Here is a 22,661-nt window from a genome sequence, read left to right as displayed (position 1 = left end):
CTCTTATTGCGGCTTGAACCGCGTCGTGTCGGCAACCGTGAACTGGCCGCGGCTCTGTTTGCGGATCTTGCCCTGACGCAGAAGCTGACCGAAGGAGCGCAGGCGTTCCTCAACCGGCACATCCTGCGGCATCGCCTCTTTCGCCAGATGCATGATCTGCGGGCGGCTCACCGTTTCGCGCCCCTGCACGAAGTTCGAAAACGCGGCGGCGGCTTCCAGAACGTCAGCGAGGCTTTCGGCCCCCTGCGCTTCGGCGAAATCGGCAAAGGTGATGCCGGTTTTCGGGGGCGTTGTATGGATTTCTTCCGCAGTTTCAAGAGCTTCGTTCTCCTGCACCGCCAGAGCGGCACGGGAGACGCGGCGCGGGCGCACCGGGGTGATGTTGGCCCCGCCCGGCACGTCTTTCGGCGTGTCGATGCGTTGCTCGGACACCAGCATCAGCGGCGGCAATTGCCGCCGCGTTTGGCTGGCACCTTCGGGGCGGCGCGGGCGTACCACGCGGGCGAGGTCTTCCTTGTAGACCTCGGCTTCGTCCTCTTCGGACACATCGCCTTTCTCGCTTTTCTCGGCACGGATGGCTGTCACGGCGGCTTTCAGGTGCTGGATCGCATTGCGGCGACGGGTGTTTTCCCCCTTGGCCATTTCGCGGTCGGTTTCATCCATCAGGCGCGACATCGAGGCGTCGGAGGTGTCGAAGACATTGCGCGCGTCGCTGTCGTCTTCGACCTCATCTTCGTCGTCGAAGAATGCGGCGGGGGCCTCCTCTTCGATATCTTCCCCGATCTCACCTTCTTCCCCGACCTCGGCAGCGATGGCGACCTCGGCAAGCTCGCGCATCAACTCGTCCTCGTCCTCCGCATCGAGCGTGGAAGTGCCAAGTTCGCGGCGCAGCGTCTCAGTCAACGCTTCGGGGCTCTCTTCCGCGTCAGCTTCCTCTGCCTTTTCCTCGTTCGCGTTTGCCGCTGCGTCTTCCACTTGCGTTTCCGCTTCGAAATCGGAGCGGCGCATTTTCACCACACGGGCACGGACACGTTGCAGCGGATCGTTGGCGGCTTCGTCCTCGGCAGTCTCGACCGGGCGGGTTGCTTCGGCGATGTCGGCGGCGAGATTGGGGTCCATCTCGTGCAGCGCGGTATCGGTGTCCGTGATTTCGTCAGCGATTTCATCGGCGATTTCGGCTTCCGCCTCCGTGATCACAGCCTCATCGGATTGCAGCGAGGAGAGCACGTTTCCGAGTGTGGCGTCCTGATCGTCCTCGTCTTCAGGCAGGTCTTCGGAGGCGGTGTCGTCGCTCTCGTCGTTCATCTCCGCGATGATCGCAGCGGCTTCCTGAAAGGGCGCGGCGATGCGAGACGGTTTTTCCGCCCCGGTTTCAATTTCCGCGGCTTCAACCTCATCTTCGACCTCTTCCCCGATGTCCGCTTCGTTTTCCGTCGAAAGCTCTGCGGAAACCGGAACCTCGTCTTGCACGGGTTCGACAACCAGTGCCTCTTCGACGCCGTCGTCCTCAAAACTTTCCGGCGCGACGTTCGAACCGAAATTCATTGCCTCGTTCTGATCTTCGGCAAACTCCGCCTGATTGCGTTGTGCCACTGCGGCGCGGATGCGTTCGAGCTTGTCGGCAATGGAACTTCCGGCGGGGGGCGTTTGTGGCCCGGCTGTTTCGCCGTGGGGGGAAGCGGGTTCGGCAATCGGAGCGTTGGTCGGTTCCGCAGTCGGAGGCGTGACGGGTGCAATCGGAGCTGCGGCTTCCGGTGCGGAAATCGCCGGTGCAGACCGTGCAACCGGTTGTGCCGGTGCCTCGGCGGGTTTGGCGTCTTGCTCCTGCTCCATCTGGCGCAGTACAAGCCCGCCCTCCTGCACACGGGCCTCCACCCGGCGCTGGATTTCCTTTTCCGCGATGGAACTCAGCATCTGCGGATCGGGGGTTGGCGGCTCCGCGCCGAAGTAGCGGTCGTCCGCGGCGAGGTCGCGAAAATATTCCGCGATGGACCGCATCGTGGAGAACGGATCGTCGAATCCCTCCAGCGTACAGGAGAATGTCCCGTAGGATACGGTCAGGATTTTGCTGTCACTCACCATGCCAATACTCGCTTTCTACACTTGCTCAGCAGTCTCTTGTTTACCATGAATTGGTTCACAAATCGGAACAAAACCGGGAAATGGTCGTGATCTTTTCCTGTCCAAAATGTGGCAAAGAGGTTAACGAGTCGATCATGACACCCATTGAACCCGCTTTGAGCACAGAAGAAAACGTTACTTTGCTGGGCGGAGGCGCGGTGCGTGCCGAAATCCTCAATGAGGCGCTATCTTTTGCACCAAAGCTCGTTGCGGCCGATGGCGGGGCGGCAAAGGCGCTGGCGCTGGGGCATATGCCCGAGTGTGTGGTGGGAGATTTCGACAGTCTCGACGAGAAAGCCCGCGCCCAGATCGCGCCCGAGCGACTGTTTCACATTCCCGAACAGGACAGCACGGATTTCGAGAAGGCGCTGATGTGCATTGCGGCGCCGGTGATTCTCGGCGTGGGGTTCACGGGAGCACGGATCGACCATGAGCTTGCGGTCTATGCGACGCTCGCGCGGTTTCCGGACCGGCGCTGTGTGATCCTTGGCGAGGAGGATCTCTGTTTCATAGCCCCGCCCGTGTTCAACCTGCCGACGCGTCCCGGAGACCGGGTGTCGCTCTTTCCGATGGGAGCGGTGACGGGCCGCTCCGAGGGGCTGCGCTGGCCGATTGAGGGGATTTCCTTTGCACCCGACGGGCGGGTCGGCACGTCGAACATCGCCTCCGGTGAACAGGTGACGCTTTGCTTCGACACACCGGGGATGATGGTGATCCTGTCGCGCGCGATGCTGGGGACGGACCTGATTGCACGGCTGCTGGCGGCCCCCGACTGGGGTTAAAGCGCGGTCGGATCTCCGGGGATGGCCGGTTTGCCTTGGGTCTGCCGTTCGCGGTGAATGATGTAGAGGCCGGAGGCGACGATGATCGAAATGCCGAGCCAGACGACGGGAACCGGGAAGTCGCCAAAGACGAGAAAGCCCGCGAACGTCGAGAATACGAGTTCCAGATACGCAAGCGGTGCTACGGTCGCCGAGGGCGCATGACGCAGCGCGAGCGTCAGCCCCTGATGCGAGATTGTCGCAGCGATACCGACGCCTGCCAGCCAAAGCCAGTCCCAGCCTTTGGGCCAGTTCGGGTCGAGCGATCCGCCGGTGCCATCGAAGATCACCAGAAGCGGCAGCGCGACGATCAGGGCCGCGATGGCGGTGGAGGCCTGAAGCGCGACGGGATGATAATGGCGCAGGGCACGGGTCACCAGCATGTAACAGGCGAAAAAGAACCCTGCGGCGAGCGGCAAGAGCGCGGCGGAACCAAAAGCCAGAAGCCCCGGGCGCACCACGATCAGCACACCGAGGAATCCGGTGAGCGAGGCAAGGATGCGGCGCGGACCGACCTCTTCGCCAAAGAGCGCCCATCCGAAGAGCAAAAGGAGGAAAGGTTCGACAAAAGTGATCGCCAGCGCATCGGCCAGAGGCATGACCGAGACCGCCCAGACGAAAGCGAAAGTGGCGGCAAGTGTGAACAGCCCACGCAGAAAGATCAGCGCGGCATCGCGCGTGGAGTGCAGAAGCGGCAGGCCCAGCACCAGAGCGACGGGGAGCAAAAGCCCGCCTTGCACGAGAAAACGCCCGGCGGTGATCTGTCCGACGGCGTGGTGATCCGAGGCCAGCTTGGCAAAGACGTCGATGATCGGCGCGACAGCGCAATAGACGAGCATCATCGCCATGCCGAAAACCGGTCTGTCCTGAGTTCTGTCTTGTGTCATGCGCCCTTGTCGACGGGTTTCTCACCGGGCGCAAGCCCTCCCGGGGGCTGTCAGGCGTCCGGTCGGGTGAGGATATAAAGCGCACCCGTCGCGATCAGCACCGCCTGAATGGCGATCCAGGGCCAAGGCACGCCCATCAGGGTCGTGGGCACGAAGCTCAGCATCATCATGGAGATCGAGATCACCTTGATCCGTCGCGGGATCGCACCGGTCTCTTCCCAGGCGCGGATGGTTGGGCCGAACTGTGCATGATCGAGCAGCCATTGCCGCAGGCGCGGCGAACCCTTGGTGAAAAAGAAGGCGGCGAGGATGAGAAAGCCGGTGGTCGGCATGACGGGCAGCACGGCTCCGATGGCGCCGAGCAGGACGCAAAGCCAGCCGAGAGTGAGATGCATGTATTTTGACATCCGGTCCGTCATGTCTTTCATCAGTTGTCGCTCCCCCTTATCCGATCATTTACGTCGGACACGGGCGCTGTCCAGCGGCAAGACCCGGATTTTTCCTATCCAAATGGTCGCACGCGGCCTATAAGCGCCGCAGACCTTGCCATTTTCGAAAATGTTGCGCTCCGGGGAAATCGCCATGTCCGATACGCTGTCGCCGATTGATACCGCCAAATACGTGGCCGCAAAGAAGGCCGTGGATTATGTCGAGGACGGGATGAAACTCGGGCTCGGCACCGGGTCGACGGCGGCCTGGATGGTGCGGATTCTGGGTGAGATGGTGCGCGAAGGCGGACTCAACATTCTGGGTGTGCCGACCTCGTCGCGCACGGCGGAACTGGCCCGGCAACAGGGGATCAGGGTGGCCTCGCTCGACGAGGTGAAATGGCTCGATCTGACCATCGACGGGGCCGACGAGGTCGATCCGGAGCTGAACCTGATCAAGGGCGGCGGCGGGGCGCTTTTGCAGGAAAAGATCGTTGCCACGGCCTCGGATCAGATGATCGTCATCTCGGACGTGTCGAAGCAGGTGGAGACGCTCGGGCATTTCCCGCTTCCGGTCGAGGTGATCCCTTTTGGCTGGCAGACGACCAAGGCACTGGTCGAGGAGGTGCTGGTGTCGATGGACGTTCTGGGCCAGCAATCGACGCTTCGGATGAGCGGCGATGCGGCCTATGTCACCGACGAGGGCAATCACATCATCGACCTGCATCTCCAGCGCATCGGCAACGCGCGGCAACTCGCGTTGGTGCTCAACCAGATCCCCGGCGTGGTGGAGAACGGTCTTTTCATCGACATTTGCGACAAGGTGATCATCGGTCACGGCGACGGGCGGGTGACGGTGCGTGACATCATCTCCGGCGAGGAAAGCGAGGATCGGGTCGAGTTCGAGGACAGCGAGAATATCTTCGCCGATCTGGAGTGAACGGCGGTTCTACCTCCGAAAATGCAAGGACCCCGTGCGACAGGCGCGGGGTTTTCCTTTGAGGCCAAAGCGCCTACATCTACCCGCGACTTCAGAATTCTTTCAAAGGCGGGACAGATGGATTTCGACTATGATCTCTTCGTGATCGGTGGTGGCTCGGGCGGGGTGCGTGCGGCGCGGCTGACGGCGGCGGGCGGGCAAAAGGTCGCTATGGCGGAGGAATTCCGCATGGGCGGCACCTGTGTCATTCGCGGCTGTGTGCCGAAAAAGCTCATGGTCTTCGCCTCGCAATATGCGGCTGCCGCCGATGAGGCTGGCAAGTATGGATGGGACGTGAAGCTTGGCAAATTCGACTGGAAGAGCTTTCAGGCAAAGCTGAAAGACGAACTGGCGCGCCTCGAAGGCATTTACACCAAAAACGCCGGCAATGCGGGTGTCGAGATTCTGCACCAACGCGCCACCGTCAAGGATGCGCACACGGTCGTTCTGGCCGATGGCACGGAGAAAACCGCAAAGCACATCCTGATCGCCGTGGGCGGTACGCCCTTTGTGCCGGAGCAGACGCCGGGGATCGAACATGCGATCACCTCGAACGAGATTTTCGACATTCCGGACCTGCCAAAGAAAATCCTGATCGTCGGCGGTGGCTATATTGCCTGTGAATTCGCCTGCATCTTCAACGGGCTGGGCTCCGAAGTGACGCAGGTGTATCGCGGCGCGCAGATTTTGCGCGGGTTCGACGACGAGGCACGCGGCCATATCGCCGAGCTGATCGAAGGGCAGGGGATCAACCTGCATGTCGGCACCGACATCGAACGGCTGGAAAAGCGCAAGGACGGCATCTGGACCAAGACCACCGACGGGCGTGAGGCGGTGTTTGACGTGGTGCTCTACGCCACTGGGCGCAAACCGAACACGGCGGGTCTTGGCCTTGAGAACGCCGGTGTCGAACTGGGCCGTCATGGCGAAATCAAGGTGGATGACTATTCCCAAACGAATATCCCCTCGATCTTTGCCGTGGGCGATGTCACCGACCGCATCCAACTGACCCCTGTGGCGATCCGCGAAGCGGTGGCCTTCCATGAGACGGTGTTCAAGGGTAACCCGATGAAGCCGGACCACACCAATGTGCCGTCGGCGATCTTCACCCAGCCGGAATATGGCGCCGTGGGACTGACCGAGGAGCAGGCGCGCGAAGAAGGCCCGGTGGAGGTCTACACCGCTGCTTTCCGCCCGATGCAGAACAGCTTCATCGAGAAAAACGAGCGCGTGATGTTTAAACTCATCGTCTGTGCCGACACGCGCCGTGTGCTTGGCTGTCACATCATCGCGCCGCATGCGGGTGAGATGATTCAGCTTGCCGGCGTGGCGGTGAAGATGGGTGCGACCAAGGAAGATTTCGATGCCACCGTGGCGGTCCACCCGACCATGGCGGAGGAAATCGTCCTGATGAAAACGCCGACGCGCATCCATAACTGACCGAAACAGGCGAGAAAGGCGGGGTGCGACCCTCTCGCACCCTTGAAAATTCGCCCCGGAAGGAACAGGTTGAGACCGAGCCTCGACCCGACGGGAATTCCCTGCCGGGTCGGACCCATACGTATAAAGAGGAAATGACCTTAATGGCCAGCAACAATGGCGGTCCCTGGGGCGGCGGCGGTGGCAACCGACCGACGGGACCCAGCGGAGGAGACAACCGCGGCGGTGACAACCGAAACAACGGGCGCCGTCCGGGCGACCAGCCGCAAATCCCCGAGATCGACGAGATGCTCAACAAGGGCAACGAGTACCTGAAAGTGCTCATGGGCGGCAAAGGCGGCGGCACTGGTCGTCCCGGCGGCTCCGGTACGGGCGGACCCGGTTTCAACAAGGGTACGATCGGCCTTGTTGTGCTCGGTGCTGTGGCGCTCTGGGCCTGGTCCTCTTTCTATACCGTGAAACCGGAAGAGCAGTCTGTCGAGCTGTTTCTCGGCGAGTTCTACAAAATCGGCCAGCCCGGTCTGAACTTTGCCCCCTGGCCGCTGGTCTCCTATGAGAAAGTCGTCGTGACCGGCGAGCGGACCGAAACCGTCGGCGGTGTCGGGCAGGACAATACCGGCATGATGCTCACGACCGATGCAAATATCGTCGATATCGACTTTCAGGTGGTCTGGAACATCAACGATCCGGCAAAATATCTTTTCAACCTCAGCGATCCGCGCCAGACGGTGCAGGCAGTGTCCGAGGCTTCCATGCGTGAGATCATCGCCGCCTCCACTCTGGCCCCGATCCTCAACCGGGATCGTGGTCTGATCGCGGACAGTGCGATGACCCTGATCCAGTCGACGCTCGACAGCTATGACAGCGGTATCACCGTGATCCGTGTGAACCTCGACAAGGCGGACCCGCCTTCCGAGGTGATCGACGCCTTCCGGGATGTGCAGGCTGCTGAGCAGGAACGCGACCGTCTTGAACGTCAGGCGGATGCCTATGCAAACCGGGTTCTCGCTGGCGCGCGTGGTACGGCGGCGCAGATTGTCGAAGAGGCCGAAGGCTACCGGGCACAGGTGGTTAACGCTGCCGAAGGTGAGGCGAGCCGCTTTAGCGCCGTGCTTGAGGAATACAAGAATGCCCCGGAAGTGACCCGCAAGCGTCTCTATCTTGAGGCGATCGAAGAGGTTTACGGCGGGATGGACAAGATCATCCTCGACGAAGGCGCTTCCGGTCAGGGTGTCGTACCCTATCTGCCGCTCAATGAGCTGAAGAAATCCACCACCACCGAGGGAGCGAACTGATGAAGAAACTTCCCATCCTTTTCGGCATCCTTTTCGTTGCTGTGGTTTTGGTGATGTCCTCGCTTTTCATCGTGGACGAACGCCAGAAGGCGCTGGTGCTGCAGTTCGGTCAGATCAAATCCGTGAAGGAAGAGCCGGGACTTGCCTTCAAGATCCCGTTCATTCAGGAAGTGGTCTATTATGATGACCGCATCCTGTCGCTGGAAACGCCGGAGATCGAGGTCACGCCTTCGGATGACCGCCGTCTTCTGGTCGACGCTTTCGCGCGCTATCGCATCGCCGATGTGGTTCGTTTCCGTCAGGCCGTTTCCACGGGCGGTGTGCGTCTGGCCGAAGATCGTCTCAAAGGCATTCTGAACGCACAGGTGCGTGAGGTTCTGGGTGCCGATACCGTGACTTCGAACACGATTATTTCCGCGGATCGTGGTGCTCTCGCGTTGCGTATCCGGGATCAGGCCCGGTCTGAGGCTGCGTCTCTCGGTGTCGATATCGTGGATGTGCGGTTGAAACAGACATTCCTGCCGGATCAGAACCTCGATGCGACTTTTGCCCGGATGCGTGCTGAGCGCGAACGCGAAGCTGCCGACGAGCGTGCGCGTGGGGAAGAAGCCGCACAGCGCGTGCGGGCGCAGGCCGACCGGACCGTGGTCGAGCTCGAATCCGACGCCCGTCGTCAGGCCGAGATCACCCGCGGTGAGGCCGATGCGGAGAAAAACCGCATTTATGCCGAAGCCTATGGGGCTGACCCGGATTTCTTCGAGTTCTATCGCTCTCTGGACGCTTATCGTCAGGGGCTGAAAGGTTCGAACACCACCATGGTGATGTCCCCGGACAGCGAGTTCTTTGATTACCTGAAATCGGACAGCGGTCGGTGAGGGCCGGTAAATGGGTTTCCTGATCCTCGCCGTGGGATTGGTGCTTTGTGTGGAGGGGCTGGTGCTTGCGCTGGCCCCTTCGCGTTTGGAAGAGGTCGTGCGGGCCTTTGCGGAACTGTCCCCCGCGACACGCCGTGGGATCGGGTTAACGGCTCTGGCAATCGGTGTGGTTCTGGTTGCTTTGGCGCGTCGCTGGCTTGGCCTCTGAGGTGCCAGACAAGAGTGCGGGCGTGTCTCGCCCCTCTTGCCTCCGTTCATCATGAATTAACCTTAACGGTCGTTCAGGGCGGTGCGGCTCATTGGACAGCGATCAGGACAGCGATCTGTCGATGGTCGTGCATCGGCAGGAATTCCCCGCCAACGTGCCGCCTTTCTCCTTGTCACATCCCGCTCACATGCTGTTGACTGAGCGCGACAGGGTTTGAGTTGTGCCTGATGGCCCCTATCTGTACCCCGAAAAGGCAGTTGTCGCGCAGGGGGCCGCTCCCCGGCGCATCCATACGGAGGACCGAATACCGATGACACAGGCTCGCGCCGTTTCCCTTCCCCTGCGCTCTCCCCGCACCGATCTGCGAACGCTTTTCCTCGCTTTGATCGCCACGGTTGCGCTGATGTTCCAATCCGTTGCCGCAGAGGCGCGCGGGGCGCCGGAAACCTTCGCCGATCTCGCCGAAAAGGTCAGTCCCGCCGTGGTGAACATCACCACGACCACCGTGGTCGAGGCCTCCACCGATCAGCAACCGATCGTGCCCGAAGGCTCGCCCTTCGAAGATTTCTTCCGTGATTTTATGGATCGCAACGGTCAGGGACCGCGCGGTCCGCGCCGTTCCCAGGCGCTGGGCTCCGGGTTCGTCATCTCCGAAGACGGTTATATCGTCACCAACAACCATGTGATCGAAGGCGCCGACGAGATCGAGATCGAGTTTTTCGAGGGCTTCACCCTTCCGGCGAAACTCATCGGCACCGATCCGAAAACCGACATCGCCGTGCTCAAGGTCGAAAGCGACAAGCCGTTGAAATTCGTGCCTTTCGGCGATAGCGACGCCGCCCGCGTCGGGGATTGGGTCATGGCCATGGGCAACCCGCTGGGGCAGGGATTCTCCGTCTCCGCGGGGATCGTGTCGCAACGCGGTCGTGCGCTTTCCGGCGCTTATGACGATTACATCCAGACTGACGCGGCGATCAACCGGGGCAACTCCGGCGGGCCGCTGTTCAACATGGACGGTCAGGTGATCGGCGTGAACACCGCGATCCTGTCGCCCAACGGCGGTTCCATCGGCATCGGCTTCTCGATGGCCTCCAACGTCGTGTCCAAAGTGGTCGATCAGCTCAAGGAATTCGGTGAGACCCGTCGCGGTTGGCTCGGTGTCCGCATTCAGGACGTGACCGATGACGTGGCCGAGGCCATGGGGCTCGACGTCGCCAAGGGCGCTCTGGTCACCGACGTGCCGGAAGGTCCCTCGAAAGAGGCGGGGATTGAAAGCGGTGACGTCATCCTGTCCTTCGACGGCAAGGATGTGACGGACACCCGCGAACTGGTGCGTACCGTGGGTGAGACCGAGGTGGGCAAGGCTGTGCGCGTCGTGGTGTTCCGCGATGGCAAGACCCAGACCCTGATGGTGACGCTCGGACGTCGTGAGGATGCGGAAAACACGGCTTTCCCCGAGGATCAACCCTCTGCCGAGGTTCCGGAAACCATGCAGATGATGGGTATGACCCTGCAACCGCTGGACGATACGCTGCGTGAACAGCTTGGTGTTTCCGCAGGCACTGACGGTCTCGCGGTCGTTGAGGTGGACGAGACTTCGGAGGCCTATACCAAAGGCCTGCGCGCCGGTGATGTGATCACCGAGGCCGGTCAGCAGAAGGTGACGAACCTCAGCGATCTGCAAGCCCGCGTGGACGAGGCCAAGGAGGCTGGGCGCAAGACCGTGCTGCTTCTGGTCCGTCGGGCCGGTGAACCGCGCTTCGTGGCGCTGGGAGTTGGCGAGTAAGGCAGAGCTTTTCCCTGACAGATCAAAGGCGGCCACGACGGCCGCCTTTTTTCTGTTCAGGTTTTACGGCCACAGCATCGCGAGATAGGCCAGATATCCTGCGAAAAGCACCGCCCCTTCGCGACGTTCGATGCGCATACCTGTCGCTGCGAAAATCATCAGGAGCAGCGAGGTGCCGACCATCACCGGGGCGTCGAACCGCACGATTTTCTCGGGAACGTGGGACGGGGCGATCAGAGCCGTTGTGCCTCCGATGCCAAGAATGTTGTAGATGTTGGAACCGACGACGTTGCCGAAGGCGACATCTCCCTGTCGTTTCAGTGCGGCGATGACAGATGTGATGAGTTCGGGGAGGGAAGTGCCGACGGCGACGATGGTCAGGCCGATCAGGGTTTCGGACAGACCGGCACCGCGTGCAAGTGCCACGGCTCCGCTGACAAGAAGCCAGCCGCCCGCAATTACCATTGCGAGGCCGCTCAGTGCTATGAAGATGGAAAGCCCGAGCGATCTTTCGGCGGGAAATGGGGGTTGCATCGGACCGGTTTTCGAAACGGCGTGTGACGTGTCATGCGGCGTGCTGGTTTGTGCTGACGTGCGCTCCTGACGGATCACAACCCAGAGATAGCCGATGAGTCCGAAAATCATCATGCCGCCGAGGAGGCGCCCCATGGGGAAAACCATGGCGAGACCGGCAAAAAACACTGCGACGACGAACATGACGCCCGCATCGCGCCATAATGCAGAGCGGGTCACGATAACCGGACAAAGAAGGGCAGATAAGCCGGTGATGAGCAGGATATTGGCAATGTTGGAGCCGACGATATTGCCATAGGCAACCCCCGGTGCGCCGCGCAATCCGGCTTGGACGGAGGTCACAAGTTCGGGCATTGAGGTGCCGAAACCGACCAGTGTCAGCCCGATCACCAAAGGCGACATTCCCAATCTTTCGGCGGTTTGTACCGCGCTGCGCACAAGCAGATCGCCTCCGGCCACCAGTAGCAGCAATCCACCGACCAGTGGCACCCATATTTCAGTCATCCCTGTCTCCATTGCGCATCTTTGAAGGCGCTTGAGCGCAGAGGTGGCGTGCGGGGCCGGGCGCTACAAGGGGAGGCCCGAAGAATATTTGAGGCTCTGGGTGACCAACGACGCGGGCTTCAATCTTCGCGCGGCACTTCCTTGAGACCCAGTTGACGCGCTGCGGCAATGGACAGAACTTCGCTGTCTACACCCTGTTCGAACTGATAGGTGCGGATCGCCCGCCGTGTGGCGTGATCCATCCTGCCGTTGACCGTGCCGTGGAAATAATCGCGCACCTGAAGCGCACGCTGCACCGAGGAGATGAACTCGGGTGTCCAGTCCTCCCGGCACAGCGTCTCGAACCACAGTTCCTTGCGTTCGCGCACGATCTCCTGACGGGTCTCGGTGCGATAGACCGCCGGATAGATGACCTTGCCGGAACTGTCGATTTGCGGCGGTTGCACCATCACCTGTTCGGTGACCGTCTCGATGATCGCGGGGGTGACGTGGCGGGCATAACAGGCATTCGGGTCGGCCCCCGGCGGCGCGCCGGGCGTCTCGGCGGCACGCAAAATCTCGTTGTCGGGATTGCTCATCTGACAAGCGGTGAGCAGCACGGCCATCAGCACGAGCGGCAGGCGCAGCGGGGGGCTTTTATGGATCATGGCTCTGCTCATCTGGCGCCTCTTGGGGGCTTTGCGCAATGTTAACGCGGCTTTGACGAATTCCAAAGGGGGAATGCTGTCGGGTCTGACGCATGTTACATCCGGGGCTTAAAAATGCGTCGATGCGGGATTTTCCCAGTGCTTTTCCAGTTTCGGGCGCAACCGGACGGAGAGTCGCGACGGAATGCCCCTTTTCTCCGGGCAGGCTGCGCGATAAGCCTGTTGCGAAGCGATAGATGCGAAAAGCCAAAGCTGCGAAAGAAGGACGAGCCAATGGTCAAGATCACCTATGTCGAATTCGGCGGCACCGAACATGTCGTGGACGTGCCCGAGGGACGTACCGTCATGGAAGGTGCGCGCGACAATGGCATTCCGGGCATTGACGCCGATTGCGGTGGTGCCTGTGCCTGTTCCACCTGCCATGTCTATGTTGCCCCCGAATGGGTCGAGAAGCTCCCTGAGAAGGATGACATGGAAGAGGATATGCTCGATTTCGCCTATGAGCCCGATCCGGTGCGCTCGCGCCTGACCTGCCAGATCAAGGTGACGCCGGAGATCGACGGTCTCGTGGTGAACCTGCCTGAAAAGCAGATCTGATGCTGAAACTGGCCGCTTTTCTTATACTGGCGGCCAGTCCGCTTGCTGCCGCCCGGATCACCGGGGCGGCTTATGTAGAACCGACGGAGGTCTATGGCCACGGAGCGGTGAAAAACGGTGAATATGCTCGCATGGTGGTCACGCTGGATGATGGCACCACACGCGAGGCCTCTTTCAAGAAAAGCGTGTTCGAGGATACTGCGCCGCGTCTTCATGATTTCGATGGTGACGGCGCGCCGGAGGTGGTCACCGTCGTCAGCGGTTTTGCCACCGGGGCCTGGGTGCAGGTCTGGGCGCTCGACACAGAGGACCGTCTCATCCCCGCCAAAGCCAGCGCGCCTATCGGCCAGCGGCACCGGTGGCTCGCGATTGCGGGTATCGCCGATGTCGATGGCGATGGGGTGGAGGAGATCGCCTATGTCGACCGTCCGCATCTGGTGAAAGAACTGGTGCTTATGCCCGTCGATCTGTCGCGGGAGGGAATGCTCGTGCCCTCCGCGCGGCTTCCCGGCATCACCAATCATCACCTCGGTTCCGATATGATCGAGGGTGGTGTGCGTATCTGTCCCGGCGAGGCTCCGGTGATCCTCACCGCCGATGCCGACTGGGCGCGGATCATGGAAACCCGCTGGGACAACGGCGGTTTGGTGGCGGTGCTTGTGGCACGCTATGAAGGTGCGGCGAGCTTTGCGCCCCATATGGCGTGCAACTGACGCCTTTCGGAAACTTCCGTCCCTGATCGGGCCGCCAATCGGCGGGATTTCTGTCGTTTTGCCTCTGGTCTCGCGCGGCCCGGCGTTGCAAGACTCTGCGTCAAAACCAACCGAAGGCCCGCTATGACCTCCCATGTCCTGACCGTCACCTGCCCCTCGAAACGGGGCATCGTCGCCGCCATTTCCGGCAAGCTTGCCGAGCTGGGCTGCAATATCACCGATTCCGCGCAGTTCGACGATCCCGGCACGGACCAGTTTTTCATGCGGGTGAGCTTTGTCTCGGAAAAGGGCCTGTCCCGTGCCGATCTGGTCGCCGAATTCACCCCCGTTGCGGATGCGTTCGCGATGCGATGGGCGGTGCATGACGAAGAGAAGAAGATGAAGGTCGTGATCATGGTGTCGCGCTTCGGGCATTGCCTGAACGATCTTCTCTACCGCTGGCGCATCGGTGCTCTGCCGATCGACATCGTGGCCGTGGTATCCAATCACATGGATTATCAAAAGCTTGTGGTAAACCACGACATCCCCTTCTATCAGGTGCGTGTGACCAAGGAGAACAAGCCGGAGGCCGAGGCGCGTCTCATCGAGATTGTCGAGGAGAGCGGCGCGGAACTCGTCGTTCTGGCGCGCTACATGCAGATCCTATCCGATCAGCTTTGCCGGAAAATGTCGGGTCGGATCATCAACATCCACCATTCCTTTCTGCCGTCCTTCAAAGGCGCGAACCCGTACAAACAGGCGTTCGAACGGGGTGTGAAACTGATCGGGGCAACGGCGCATTATGTGACGGCCGATCTCGACGAGGGTCCGATCATCGAACAGGACACGATCCGCGTGACCCATGCGCAATCGCCCGAGGACTACGTATCTTTGGGTCGTGATGTGGAGGCGCAGGTGTTGTCGCGGGCGATCCATGCGCATATCCACCACCGGGTGTTCATCAACGGCAACAAGACGGTGGTCTTTCCGGCGTCTCCGGGCAGCTATGCTTCGGAGCGGATGGGGTGAGAGCCGGTCCGGGTTTGCCGGATTGAAAGGTCCAGTGGACCTTTCAAAGGCTCGAACGCGTCCGCACACTTGCGGGCGCCGGGTAAGAGGCGCTTAAGCGTTGCTGTTGAAAGGGGCGCTGCCCCTCACTTGGCACGGGTTCCCCGCGCCAAACTCACCCCGGGATATTTCGAGACAAAAGAAGCACGCGTCCTCATCCGCGCAGAGGCCTCGGCGTATCCCTCTGTCCCATCAACCGGAACAGAGGGCTTCTTCCGTCACGGTCATCGGCGTCCCCGCCTGTACCGTGGCTCAAGCATGGCGCGTTAAGGTTAATGCCAGCTTAACGGGATTTCTTTTGTCTGAAAATATCCCGGGGGTGCGGGGGCTGGCCCCCGCCTGCGCCAGATCAGGCCAGATCAGGATTGAAACGCAGTAAAAGAAAAGGCGCGCCGTTCGAGCGCGCCTCTATTCCGTCGCAACAGCCTTGACCGGGCTTTTACGCCGAAGTTCCAAACCGGAGGGCCATTCGAGCCTTTGGTGCATTTCGCAACATGGTTATGCCATGGGTAAGGTTAACACCGGTTTAACTGCGAAGGACTTATTTCAGCGCACGCCAGCCGATGTCCGAACGGTTGAAGCCTTCGGGCCAGTCGATCTTTTCGATCATGGCATAGGCGCGGTCACGGGCCTCTTGCAAACTATCGCCGCGCGCAGTGACGTTGAGAACCCGTCCACCGGTGGCGATGATTTGCCCGTCTTTCTCAGCGGTTCCGGCATGGAACACCATGTTTTTCGAATCCTCGGGCAGGGCATCAAAACCCTTGATCACGGAGCCCTTTTCATAAGCCCCCGGATAGCCCTTTGCCGCCATCACCACCGTCATCGCGTGATCCTCGGCCCAGTTGACCTTGGCCTGATCGAGCGTCCCTTCGGCGGTTGCCAGCATCAGGTCCAGCGCCTGCGCACCAAGGCGCATCATCAAAACCTGACATTCCGGGTCGCCGAAGCGGCAGTTGTATTCGACAAGGCGCGGCTGACCGTCTTTAATCATGAACCCGGCATAAAGCACGCCCTGATAGGGCATCCCGCGCTTCGCCATTTCCGCCACGGTCGGTTTGACGATCTCGTCCATGGCCTTCGCGATCACGCTTTCGGTCATCACCGGCGCAGGTGAATAGGCCCCCATACCGCCGGTGTTCAGCCCCGTGTCGCCATCGCCGACGCGTTTGTGATCCTGCGCCGTGCCGATGGGCAGGACGTTTTCGCCGTCGCAGAGGATAAACCAGGAGGCCTCTTCGCCCTCCATGAATTCCTCGATCACGACCTCCGCGCCCGCGCCGCCAAAAGCGCCGCCGAACATGTCGTCGATCGCCTCCAAAGCGGTCGCCTCGTCCATGGCGACGATGACGCCTTTGCCCGCGGCCAAGCCGTCGGCCTTAACCACGATGGGGGCGCCTTGCGCGCGGATATAGGTCTTGGCGGCCTTGGCATCGTCAAAGCGCGCGTAACCGGCGGTCGGAGCACCCGAGGCGTCGCAAATCTCCTTGGTGAAGCCTTTCGAGGCTTCAAGCTGGGCCGCCGCTTTGGAGGGCCCGAAGGTCAGAATGCCCGCCGCACGCAGATCGTCGGCAACCCCGGCGGCAAGCGGCGCTTCCGGGCCGATGATCACGAAATCAATGGCGTTTTCCTCGACGAAACTCACAACCGACGCGCCATCGTTGATGTTGAACGTGGCGCATTCGGCAATCGCCGCGATCCCGGCATTGCCCGGGGCCACGATCAGCTTGTCGCATTTCGGGTTCTGCATCACCGCCCATGCCAAAGCATGTTCACGCCCGCCGCTGCCAAGGATCAGAATGTTCATCGCGCCTCTCCGCTTCACCTTTGGTTGCGCGCGTTCTAAGGTCAGTGCGAGTTTGACACAAGCACGAGCAGCCCCCGGAGACACAAGATGTCCGATCTTTTCGAGGATAAAAGTCCGAAAGGCACTTCCAACGCCCCGGAGTTTACCGTGTCCGAACTGTCGGGTGCGGTGAAAGCGCTGATCGAGGGCGAGTTCGGCTATGTGCGAGTGCGTGCCGAGGTGGGGCGTGTGTCGCGCCCGCGTTCGGGGCATTTGTATTTCGATCTGAAAGACGAGAAATCGGTGATCAACGCGGTGAGCTGGAAAGGCCAGGTCGCGCGGATGGAGGTCCAGCCTGAGGAGGGGATGGAGGTCATCGCGACGGGGCGGATGACGACTTTCCCCGGCGGATCGCGCTATCAGATCATCGTCGACAATGTCGAGCCGGCAGGCGCGGGCGCGCTCATGGCGATGCTGGAGAAGCGCAAAAAGGCGCTGGCCGCCGAGGGGCTGTTCGATGCCGCGCGCAAGAAACCCCTGCCGTGGTTGCCGGAGGTGATCGGGGTGGTGACCTCGCCTTCGGGGGCCGTCATTCGCGATATTCTCCACCGGCTGAGTGATCGCTTCCCGCGCCATGTGTTGATCTGGCCGGTGGCGGTGCAGGGCCAGAAATGCGCCGAAGAGGTTGCGAATGGCATTCGCGGATTCAATGCTTTGCCGGTGGGCGGGGACATTCCACGTCCGGACCTGATCATCGTGGCGCGGGGCGGTGGATCGGTCGAGGACCTTTGGGGCTTCAACGAGGAGATCGTGGTGCGGGCGGCGGCGGAGTCCGCGATTCCGTTGATCTCCGCTGTGGGGCACGAGACCGACACGACGCTGATTGATTTCGCCTCCGATAAACGCGCGCCCACGCCCACCGCCGCCGCAGAACTCGCCGTGCCGGTGCGGCGCGAATTGTGGGTGACGGTGCAGGAGTTGCGCGCCCGGATGGAGCGGGCGTTGAGCGGGGGCATTGAGCTGCGTAAGCAGCGTTTGCGTGATTTGAGCCGGGCCTTGCCGCCGAAGGAGCGCCTTTTGGATGGGCCGCGTCAAAGGGTGGACCAGATAGACCTGCGTCTGACACAGGCCCTGATCAACGGCGTGCGCAACCGACGCCTGGCACTGTCTGAGGCGGCGACGATTCTGCGCCCCTCTCTGTTGCAGGGACGGATGAACGCGCAGAGGGATCGCCTGTCCACATTGACCACACGTCTTGCCCCGGCTTTGTCCCGTGGCACGATGCAGCACCGGCGCGATCTCGACCGTCTGTCGGCGCGGCTCTCGCCTGCTACGGTGGCGCGAAACACCACACAGGCACGGCGTGACCTGACGCAGCTTTCGGATCGTTTTGCCCGCGCAGCCCAAGGCCAAACCCAACGTTGGCGCGCCGCGTTCGATCAGCGGGCGGGAATGCTCTCGGCGCTGTCTTATGAGGAGACGCTCAAGCGTGGTTATGCGGTGGTGCGCGATGCGGAGGGCGGTGTCGTGACTTCCTCGAAAGACGCAGCCCGGATGCATGAGGTGCAGTTCTCTGATGGGCGTGTGCGGATCGGAGGCGGTGTGGCGACCCCCGCCAAGTCCGCGAAGACGCGCGCCCCGAAGGATAAGGGGCCGGAGCAGGGCAGTCTGTTCTGATCACGGTGTCTCCTTACGGAACCGCTCTTCTCTCAGGCATAAGCCTTAACGCAAATTAAGGTTAGCACAGCGTCAGGATGATGCCGGACAGGCCACGTGGAGAGAATTGAGGAAATTTGCAGCATGGACAGATCGGAGAGCGGAACCCGTCACACCCCGACATGCGGTCCCATGCAGGAGAGCGGCCCGTCGGAGGTCCAGGCTTCGTACAGTTCGGTGCCGCTTTCTCCCTGAAACACTGCCTTTAGCTTGTCGCTTTCAATAAAGAACTGCCAGCATTGCGGCGCAAACCCGTCTTCGTAGACGAAGCAGATGTTTTGCCCCTGTTCGTACCAGATGCCTTCCTTGCAGGTGTCCTGATCAAAAGCCCAGCGGACGCGTTTGCCGGGCAGGTATTGCTCGGCGCCGTAAGGCTGACCGTTTTCGGCGAAGGTCAGGGTTTTGCCGGTGGCATAGGCGTCGAATTCTGCGCCGGTCAACGGATCGGCGGCCAGAGGTGCTGCAAGAAAACACAGCGGGAGAAGTAGGCGATTCATCATGTCGTAACCATGCCATACCGGCGCCTTTTGCACCATTCACGTTCTTAACAAGTGGTTAAAGGCAGGACGCGTTTAAGGCTCTGGGACTTGCTCCAGACGCGCCACACGCGGGTCCATCACCTTACGCCACAGAGGCGGGATCAGCGCCAGCGTCGCCATGGCGGGCAGGGAGCGCGGCAGTTGCGGCATCTCGTCGGTCAGTTCCAGCGCCGGATAGGGTTTCATCGGATGCGCGTGGTGATCTGAGTGGCGCGGCGCGTTCAGCATCAGCAGAGAGGTGAACCATTGCGGGCTGTTCCAGCTATGGCCGGGGCCGACGGGTTCATATTTACCGGGGGCGACTTCGCGGCGACGCAGCCCGTAATGCTGCACATAGTCCGACAGCAAGAGCTGGGCTGAGGCATAGCCCGCCAGCAGGATATATTTGAAAACGCCCGCGAACCCGCCGATGACAAAAGCGAGGACGAGGCAGGCCACCGCCCCGCCGACATAAAGCACATAGGGATGCAGATCAGAGGGCTTCGCGCGCGCCCGCATCGCGTTTTCCTCGCGCAGACCTGCCCGGAAAGAGCCGATCCAGGCGCGCGGTAGAAAGCGGTAATAGCTCATGCCCAGAGGGGCGGAGTTGGGATCACGGGGTGAGGCGGCATAGCGGTGATGGACGCGGACATGGGCGGTGGCGTGATGGCCGAACAGGAGCGTGATATAGACCCATGTGCCGAGCCGGCGCAGGGTGCGATCAGAACGATGCACCATCTCATGGGCGTTGGAATTCGACACCTGACCGAAAAACAATCCCATGCCGAAAAATACGAAAAGCCTTTCCCAAAAGGCCAGTTGTCCGTTGGAAAGCGCCCAGACGGCGAGCGGCAAAAGGGCAAAATGCGACAATGCCAGAACGGTCGAAAGCGCATTTGCGTCGGGGAATTCGGCCTCCGGGTTTTCCGGATCGCAGGCCAGTGCCACAAGCTGATCGAGCGAATAGGCAAGCGCCGTCATATAGAGAAACCCCGCCACGGCCCAGAGCCCGCCGAAGAGTGCGCCAAGCGCCAGAAGGGCGACAGGGGCGATAGTCGTGACGGCGAAAAAACGGACGATATGCGTGGTTTTTCGGATCATGGGCGCTCCTGTCGGGTTAAAGTGACTATAGAGCGGGGATATACGCTCTGCAAAAGCGAAAACTGTGGCAAAAGGGCGGGGTGCGATGGAGATAATGCTTTGGGGAATCGCGGGTGTGGCGGCTGTTGCCTACCTGCCGCTGACCGCGCGACCGCCCGCGCGTTGGCGCAGCGGGATCAAGACCCTGCCGGTGGCCGTTTTCGCCTTGATCGGGGGGCTTTCCGGCGCACCTTTGTTGTTGATTGCGGGACTGGCGCTCTCGGCTTTCGGGGACTGGGCGCTGTCGCGCCCTGGCGAGCGTGCCTTTCTCATCGGGCTGATCGGGTTCGCGCTGGGGCATCTGTGTTACTTCGTGCTTTTCGCCGGGCTGGAGCATCTGGCGTTCTGGACTGTGCTGCCCTTTGTGGTGTTGGCACTGTCCACTGAGTTGTGGCTTGCGCCCCATACCGGCGGGCTGAAGATCCCGGTGCGGATTTATGTTCTGTTGATCTGTGCCATGGCCGTGGCGGCGGTGAACCTGCCGCACACGCTTCGGCTGGCCAGTGTCGGGGCCGTAGCCTTTGTACTCTCCGACCTGATCCTCGCGATTCAGATGTTTCGACTGGACAAGGCGGGTGCGCTCAGTCGCGGCGCCGGATACGCGCTCTGGGTGCTTTATGTCGTGGCGCAAGCGCTGATCCTTGCTGCCTTTGTCCTCTGAGCGCGTGCTGGGGGCTTTCTTCTTTGGGTGAGACTCATTAAGTGACGAAAGAACGGAGGCCCCATGTCGCTTTTTTCGAAACTCAAATCCCGTCTGATGAAATCCTCGTCGAAGATCGACGAGGGGTTGGAAGCCATTGTCGAGGACGGCGGCGAGGAAAGCGGTGCCGAGGAGGCCTTTGCCGAGGACGTGGTTGAGGCCGCTGAGCCGGAGGTCATTCCGGAACCTGAGCCTGCACCCCAGCCGGAGCCTGCGCCGATTCCCGAGCCCGAACCGGAAATTGTGCCCGAACCACAATCTGAGCCGGAGGTCGTGCCGGAGATCGTTCCCGAACCCGAGCCGGAAATCATCCCTGAGATCACGCCGCAGCCGGTCCCGGAAGAACTGCCTGCCGATGTGCCGCAGGAGGTGCCGGTTGTCTCCGAGCCGGATGTGACGCCTGCTCCGGTTGAGATTCCCACGGAGATGCCGGCGGAGTTGCCTGTTGAAATCCCGACCGAAATTCCTGTCGAGGACGTGGTTGCTGCCCCGGCAGAGGCGGTAAAACCCGGCTTTCTCGGGCGGCTTCTGGGTCGCAAGGACCAAAAGACCGTCACGCGCCGGGTGCTCGATGACGACATGCTGGAGCAACTCGAAGAGTTGCTGATCACCGCCGATATGGGGGTCGAGACCTCCATGCGCGTGACCGCCGCCATGGCCGAGGGGCGCTATGGCAAGAAGCTTTCGGTCGAAGAGATCAAACGGCTGATGGCGCGCGAAGTGGCACGCATCATGGAGCCGGTGGCGAAACCGATGCCGCTCTACGCCAAGACCCCGCAGGTGGTTCTGGTTGTGGGCGTCAACGGCTCCGGCAAGACGACGACCATCGGTAAGCTTGCTTCGCAGTTCAAGGCGGCGGGCAAGTCGGTTGTGATTGCGGCGGGGGATACGTTCCGCGCGGCGGCTGTCGAACAATTGCAGGTCTGGGGCGAGCGCGCCGGTGTGCCGGTGCTGACCGCGCCCGAAGGTTCCGATCCCGCGAGCCTTGCGTTTGACGCGATGACCAAGGCGCAGGAAAGCGGTGCCGATCTTCTGATGATCGACACGGCGGGGCGGTTGCAGAACCGGCAGGACCTCATGGAGGAACTGGCGAAAATCGTCCGGGTGATCCGCAAGAAGGACGAGAGCGCGCCGCACAATACTCTGCTTGTACTCGACGCCACGACAGGGCAGAACGCGCTTTCGCAGGTCGAGACTTTCCAGAAACTCGCGGATGTCTCCGGCCTTGTGATGACGAAACTCGACGGGACCGCGCGCGGTGGCGTTCTGGTGAGCTTGGCCGACAAGTTCGGCCTGCCGATCCACGCGATCGGGGTGGGCGAACAGATCGACGATCTTGCGCCTTTCGATCCCGAGGAATTTGCCGCGGCCCTGATGGGTCTGGAGGTTTGATGCTCGAAATTCTGCACGCAATCGGCCCGAACAGCTGGGTGTCGGGGGGCGATCCCGTGGCGCGGCGCGAGGCCATGCAGGAGCTGTTCTTCGATCATCCGGTCTGCCCGGAAGAGACCGGGGAGGACTGGCCGGAGGATCGCGAGCTTTATGCCGAGATGGTCGTGGTCGATGGCCCGCGCCTTGTCGGCACGGCGATGCTCGTGGTGGACCCGGAGCGCGAAGACCGCCCGGCGCGGATCTGGGGCATGGGTGTCTTGCCCGACTACCGCACGGATTTCGTGGTACGCACCCTTGAGGAAGCGCTGATCAACGCGGGCTGTCTCGATCCGGCCTATGCTTTTATCGAGGCGACCGACGGGATGCTGGTGCCCAATCCCTATTCCGACATGCCGGGGCTGATGCGCAGCGACAGCCCGCGTGCCGCCTGAATTTCGGGCAGCTTGTCGGGTGAGATCGAACCGGGCTGGCGCGTGCGTTGCCAAAGCGGTCTGAGCGGGTAAGCTCTGGGAAAACATCTCAGGGAG

Annotated in this window: 22 protein-coding genes; 14 read left to right on the top strand and 8 right to left on the bottom strand. The window is 61.4% G+C overall.

Going from position 1 to position 22,661, the window contains the following annotated elements; translation table 11 throughout:
- Positions 1-3: 3 nt before the first annotated feature.
- Complete coding sequence (locus C8N42_RS09865; RefSeq protein ID WP_107816397.1) at positions 4-2,082, bottom strand: hypothetical protein; 2,079 nt, start codon at positions 2,080-2,082, stop codon at positions 4-6.
- Between the two features lie 134 nt (positions 2,083-2,216).
- Here C8N42_RS09865 and C8N42_RS09860 point away from each other — a divergent pair, with 134 nt between their 5' ends.
- Positions 2,217-2,903: a thiamine diphosphokinase gene (locus tag C8N42_RS09860; protein WP_107816510.1), complete on the top strand. Its 687-nt coding sequence runs from the start codon at positions 2,217-2,219 to the stop codon at positions 2,901-2,903.
- Here the strand turns inward: C8N42_RS09860 and C8N42_RS09855 are convergent.
- Positions 2,900-3,829, bottom strand: coding sequence for a DMT family transporter (locus tag C8N42_RS09855; protein WP_107816396.1), 930 nt, complete (start codon positions 3,827-3,829; stop codon positions 2,900-2,902). The two genes, C8N42_RS09860 and C8N42_RS09855, sit on opposite strands and share 4 nt — an antisense overlap.
- Before the next feature lie 50 nt (positions 3,830-3,879).
- The gene (locus tag C8N42_RS09850; RefSeq protein ID WP_245890025.1) at positions 3,880-4,257 is read right to left on the bottom strand and encodes a YbaN family protein; all 378 of its coding nucleotides are present in this window, start codon (positions 4,255-4,257) and stop codon (positions 3,880-3,882) included.
- Between the two features lie 154 nt (positions 4,258-4,411).
- Here C8N42_RS09850 and rpiA point away from each other — a divergent pair, with 154 nt between their 5' ends.
- The 6 genes from rpiA to C8N42_RS09820 all read left to right on the top strand — a co-directional run bounded on the left by rpiA (position 4,412) and on the right by C8N42_RS09820 (position 10,840).
- Positions 4,412-5,197 (top strand): ribose-5-phosphate isomerase RpiA, encoded by a 786-nt coding sequence (rpiA, locus tag C8N42_RS09845; RefSeq protein ID WP_107816508.1) that lies wholly within the window; start codon positions 4,412-4,414, stop codon positions 5,195-5,197.
- A 117-nt stretch (positions 5,198-5,314) separates the two neighbouring features.
- Positions 5,315-6,676, top strand: coding sequence for a glutathione-disulfide reductase (gene gor, locus C8N42_RS09840; RefSeq protein ID WP_107816395.1), 1,362 nt, complete (start codon positions 5,315-5,317; stop codon positions 6,674-6,676).
- A 143-nt stretch (positions 6,677-6,819) separates the two neighbouring features.
- Entirely contained in the window at positions 6,820-7,971 is a 1,152-nt protein-coding gene (hflK, locus tag C8N42_RS09835) for an FtsH protease activity modulator HflK (RefSeq protein ID WP_107816394.1), read from the top strand.
- On the top strand, positions 7,971-8,846 hold the full coding sequence (gene hflC / locus C8N42_RS09830) for a protease modulator HflC (protein WP_107816393.1): 876 nt from the start codon (positions 7,971-7,973) through the stop codon (positions 8,844-8,846). The genes hflK and hflC overlap by 1 nt, the downstream gene beginning before the upstream one ends.
- Before the next feature lie 10 nt (positions 8,847-8,856).
- Positions 8,857-9,054 (top strand): DUF2065 domain-containing protein, encoded by a 198-nt coding sequence (locus C8N42_RS09825; RefSeq protein ID WP_107816392.1) that lies wholly within the window; start codon positions 8,857-8,859, stop codon positions 9,052-9,054.
- Between the two features lie 310 nt (positions 9,055-9,364).
- Positions 9,365-10,840 carry a Do family serine endopeptidase gene (locus C8N42_RS09820; protein ID WP_107816391.1) on the top strand — a complete coding sequence of 492 codons (1,476 nt, stop codon included), beginning with the start codon at positions 9,365-9,367 and terminating at the stop codon, positions 10,838-10,840.
- Positions 10,841-10,903: 63 nt separating this feature from the next.
- Here C8N42_RS09820 and C8N42_RS09815 read toward each other — a convergent pair whose 3' ends face one another.
- Both C8N42_RS09815 and C8N42_RS09810 read right to left on the bottom strand, forming a co-directional pair.
- The gene (locus C8N42_RS09815) at positions 10,904-11,878 is read right to left on the bottom strand and encodes a calcium/sodium antiporter (protein WP_107816507.1); all 975 of its coding nucleotides are present in this window, start codon (positions 11,876-11,878) and stop codon (positions 10,904-10,906) included.
- A 119-nt stretch (positions 11,879-11,997) separates the two neighbouring features.
- On the bottom strand, positions 11,998-12,525 hold the full coding sequence (locus tag C8N42_RS09810; protein ID WP_107816390.1) for a peptidoglycan-binding domain-containing protein: 528 nt from the start codon (positions 12,523-12,525) through the stop codon (positions 11,998-12,000).
- 273 nt (positions 12,526-12,798) lie between these two features.
- Between C8N42_RS09810 and C8N42_RS09805 the strand changes: the two genes are divergently transcribed.
- The 3 genes from C8N42_RS09805 (at position 12,799) to purU (ending at position 14,843) form a co-directional block, all read left to right on the top strand.
- Entirely contained in the window at positions 12,799-13,122 is a 324-nt protein-coding gene (locus C8N42_RS09805) for a 2Fe-2S iron-sulfur cluster-binding protein (RefSeq protein ID WP_107816389.1), read from the top strand.
- A complete protein-coding gene (locus tag C8N42_RS09800; RefSeq protein WP_107816388.1) occupies positions 13,122-13,835 on the top strand; it encodes an FG-GAP repeat domain-containing protein in 714 nt (237 codons plus the stop codon). Before C8N42_RS09805 ends, C8N42_RS09800 begins: the two co-directional genes overlap by 1 nt.
- Before the next feature lie 123 nt (positions 13,836-13,958).
- Positions 13,959-14,843, top strand: a complete 885-nt coding sequence (gene purU, locus C8N42_RS09795) for a formyltetrahydrofolate deformylase (RefSeq protein WP_107816387.1) — start codon at positions 13,959-13,961, stop codon at positions 14,841-14,843.
- A 580-nt stretch (positions 14,844-15,423) separates the two neighbouring features.
- Here purU and purD read toward each other — a convergent pair.
- The gene (purD, locus tag C8N42_RS09790; RefSeq protein ID WP_107816386.1) at positions 15,424-16,689 is read right to left on the bottom strand and encodes a phosphoribosylamine--glycine ligase; all 1,266 of its coding nucleotides are present in this window, start codon (positions 16,687-16,689) and stop codon (positions 15,424-15,426) included.
- A gap of 87 nt (positions 16,690-16,776) precedes the next feature.
- Here purD and xseA point away from each other — a divergent pair, with 87 nt between their 5' ends.
- Entirely contained in the window at positions 16,777-18,345 is a 1,569-nt protein-coding gene (gene xseA, locus C8N42_RS09785) for an exodeoxyribonuclease VII large subunit (RefSeq protein ID WP_107816385.1), read from the top strand.
- A gap of 149 nt (positions 18,346-18,494) precedes the next feature.
- On the opposite strand, the gene C8N42_RS09780 is transcribed toward xseA, so the two are convergent.
- Together C8N42_RS09780 and C8N42_RS09775 are read right to left on the bottom strand one after the other, a co-directional pair.
- A complete protein-coding gene (locus C8N42_RS09780; protein ID WP_107816506.1) occupies positions 18,495-18,881 on the bottom strand; it encodes a hypothetical protein in 387 nt (128 codons plus the stop codon).
- 75 nt (positions 18,882-18,956) lie between these two features.
- Complete coding sequence (locus C8N42_RS09775; protein WP_107816384.1) at positions 18,957-20,003, bottom strand: alkane 1-monooxygenase; 1,047 nt, start codon at positions 20,001-20,003, stop codon at positions 18,957-18,959.
- 85 nt (positions 20,004-20,088) lie between these two features.
- Here C8N42_RS09775 and C8N42_RS09770 point away from each other — a divergent pair, with 85 nt between their 5' ends.
- The 3 genes from C8N42_RS09770 to C8N42_RS09760 all read left to right on the top strand — a co-directional run bounded on the left by C8N42_RS09770 (position 20,089) and on the right by C8N42_RS09760 (position 22,565).
- A complete protein-coding gene (locus tag C8N42_RS09770) occupies positions 20,089-20,703 on the top strand; it encodes a lysoplasmalogenase family protein (protein ID WP_107816383.1) in 615 nt (204 codons plus the stop codon).
- 63 nt (positions 20,704-20,766) lie between these two features.
- Positions 20,767-22,134 carry a signal recognition particle-docking protein FtsY gene (gene ftsY, locus C8N42_RS09765; protein WP_107816382.1) on the top strand — a complete coding sequence of 456 codons (1,368 nt, stop codon included), beginning with the start codon at positions 20,767-20,769 and terminating at the stop codon, positions 22,132-22,134.
- A complete protein-coding gene (locus C8N42_RS09760) occupies positions 22,134-22,565 on the top strand; it encodes a GNAT family N-acetyltransferase (RefSeq protein ID WP_107816381.1) in 432 nt (143 codons plus the stop codon). Before ftsY ends, C8N42_RS09760 begins: the two co-directional genes overlap by 1 nt.
- Positions 22,566-22,661 lie beyond the last annotated feature (96 nt).

It is taken from the genome of Celeribacter persicus (assembly GCF_003050785.1).
In the GTDB taxonomy this organism is placed as follows: Bacteria; Pseudomonadota; Alphaproteobacteria; order Rhodobacterales; family Rhodobacteraceae; genus Celeribacter; species Celeribacter persicus.
Note: the sequence above shows the minus strand (reverse complement) of the source record. Positions and strands in the feature narration are given on the sequence as shown.

Coding starts and splice junctions, on each gene's coding strand:
- C8N42_RS09855 (WP_107816396.1), bottom strand. CDS start 3,829: ATGACACAAGACAGAACTCAGGACAGACCGGTTTTCGGCATGGCGATG.
- hflC (WP_107816393.1), top strand. CDS start 7,971: ATGAAGAAACTTCCCATCCTTTTCGGCATCCTTTTCGTTGCTGTGGTT.
- C8N42_RS09800 (WP_107816388.1), top strand. CDS start 13,122: ATGCTGAAACTGGCCGCTTTTCTTATACTGGCGGCCAGTCCGCTTGCT.
- rpiA (WP_107816508.1), top strand. CDS start 4,412: ATGTCCGATACGCTGTCGCCGATTGATACCGCCAAATACGTGGCCGCA.
- C8N42_RS09810 (WP_107816390.1), bottom strand. CDS start 12,525: ATGATCCATAAAAGCCCCCCGCTGCGCCTGCCGCTCGTGCTGATGGCC.
- C8N42_RS09850 (WP_245890025.1), bottom strand. CDS start 4,257: ATGAAAGACATGACGGACCGGATGTCAAAATACATGCATCTCACTCTC.
- C8N42_RS09805 (WP_107816389.1), top strand. CDS start 12,799: ATGGTCAAGATCACCTATGTCGAATTCGGCGGCACCGAACATGTCGTG.
- purD (WP_107816386.1), bottom strand. CDS start 16,689: ATGAACATTCTGATCCTTGGCAGCGGCGGGCGTGAACATGCTTTGGCA.
- C8N42_RS09815 (WP_107816507.1), bottom strand. CDS start 11,878: ATGACTGAAATATGGGTGCCACTGGTCGGTGGATTGCTGCTACTGGTG.
- C8N42_RS09770 (WP_107816383.1), top strand. CDS start 20,089: ATGGAGATAATGCTTTGGGGAATCGCGGGTGTGGCGGCTGTTGCCTAC.
- C8N42_RS09780 (WP_107816506.1), bottom strand. CDS start 18,881: ATGAATCGCCTACTTCTCCCGCTGTGTTTTCTTGCAGCACCTCTGGCC.
- C8N42_RS09820 (WP_107816391.1), top strand. CDS start 9,365: ATGACACAGGCTCGCGCCGTTTCCCTTCCCCTGCGCTCTCCCCGCACC.
- C8N42_RS09825 (WP_107816392.1), top strand. CDS start 8,857: ATGGGTTTCCTGATCCTCGCCGTGGGATTGGTGCTTTGTGTGGAGGGG.
- hflK (WP_107816394.1), top strand. CDS start 6,820: ATGGCCAGCAACAATGGCGGTCCCTGGGGCGGCGGCGGTGGCAACCGA.
- C8N42_RS09865 (WP_107816397.1), bottom strand. CDS start 2,082: ATGGTGAGTGACAGCAAAATCCTGACCGTATCCTACGGGACATTCTCC.
- C8N42_RS09760 (WP_107816381.1), top strand. CDS start 22,134: ATGCTCGAAATTCTGCACGCAATCGGCCCGAACAGCTGGGTGTCGGGG.
- gor (WP_107816395.1), top strand. CDS start 5,315: ATGGATTTCGACTATGATCTCTTCGTGATCGGTGGTGGCTCGGGCGGG.
- C8N42_RS09860 (WP_107816510.1), top strand. CDS start 2,217: ATGACACCCATTGAACCCGCTTTGAGCACAGAAGAAAACGTTACTTTG.
- xseA (WP_107816385.1), top strand. CDS start 16,777: ATGTCCGATCTTTTCGAGGATAAAAGTCCGAAAGGCACTTCCAACGCC.
- C8N42_RS09775 (WP_107816384.1), bottom strand. CDS start 20,003: ATGATCCGAAAAACCACGCATATCGTCCGTTTTTTCGCCGTCACGACT.
- purU (WP_107816387.1), top strand. CDS start 13,959: ATGACCTCCCATGTCCTGACCGTCACCTGCCCCTCGAAACGGGGCATC.
- ftsY (WP_107816382.1), top strand. CDS start 20,767: ATGTCGCTTTTTTCGAAACTCAAATCCCGTCTGATGAAATCCTCGTCG.